This is a genomic window from Burkholderia sp. Se-20378 (assembly GCF_017104665.1).
GTDB classification, from domain to species: Bacteria; Pseudomonadota; Gammaproteobacteria; order Burkholderiales; family Burkholderiaceae; genus Burkholderia; species Burkholderia lata.
This window is the reverse complement of the sequence record NZ_JAAGPG010001123.1, coordinates 1-1,028: the sequence shown is the minus strand read 5'-3', so window position 1 is coordinate 1,028 and position 1,028 is coordinate 1. Positions and strand designations below refer to the sequence as shown.

At 70.8% G+C, this 1,028-nt stretch carries 1 protein-coding gene; it reads left to right on the top strand.

Annotated features, from left to right (window positions below; all coding sequences use genetic code 11):
- The coding region (locus tag G3N93_RS40520; RefSeq protein WP_206135576.1) for a SulP family inorganic anion transporter at positions 1 to 882 on the top strand (882 nt) is incomplete at its 5' end.
- Between the last annotated feature and the right edge of the window lie 146 nt (positions 883 to 1,028).

Here is a 1,028-nt window from a genome sequence, read left to right as displayed (position 1 = left end):
CGCGTGTTCGCGCAGCAGTACGACGAGGAGGTCGACACCAACGCCGACGTCCTCGGCCTCGCGGCCGCGAACGCGGCGGCGGCGGTGGGCGGCGCGTTCGTCGTCAACGGCAGCCCGACGCAGACGGCGATGGCCGACGGCGCGGGCGTGCGCAGCCAGATCGGGCACCTCGCGTTCGCGGCCGTGGTGGCGGTGGTCCTGCTGTTCTTCAGCACCTATCTGCAGTACCTGCCGCATGCGGTGCTGGCCGGCATCGTGTTCACGATCGCGCTCGGGCTGATCAACGTGCGCAGCCTCGCCGCGATCCGCAAGGAAAGCCCCGGCGAGTTCACGCTCGCGCTGGTGACGGCGCTGGCCGTCGTGACGGTCGGCGTCGAGCACGGCATCCTGCTGGCCGTCGCGCTGTCGCTGATGCGGCACGTGCGCCACAGTTACCAGCCGCACACGATGGTGCTCGAACCCGTCGAGGGCAACGGACGGTGGCAGCCGGTGCCCGCGCGGCGCGGCGCGATGACGGCGCCGGGGCTGATCGTCTACCGGTTCGGCTCCGACCTGTTCTTCGCGAACGATCATCTGTTTACCGCCGAAGTGACCGAGCTCGTCGATGCGGCGCCGGTGCCGGCGCGCTGGTTCGTCGTCGATGCGGGCGCGATCACCGACATCGACTATTCGGCCGCGCGGACGCTGACCGACCTCGTCAAGATGCTGCAGGCACGCGGGATCGGCGTGCTGTTCGGGCGGGTCAACCGCTACCTGCGCGCGGACATGGATCGTCACCGGATTACGGAAATCGTCGGCGCGTCGTGCATCTTCCCGACGCTGCACCAGGCACTGGAAGCCGCCGGCACGACGCCGGCGCCGCAGGAGCCAGGCATCGTGTAGCGGGAAGCGGCGCTAGGCGGCTGCTCGCACGCGCGCGAAGCCGTTGCGCAGATGGCGGGCGAGTTCCGTCGCGGCCGGCGTGCGCTGGCCGCGCGGCAGATGCAGGTTGATCGCGAAGTTCGGCAGTGCGGGCAGGCCGCTGCCGG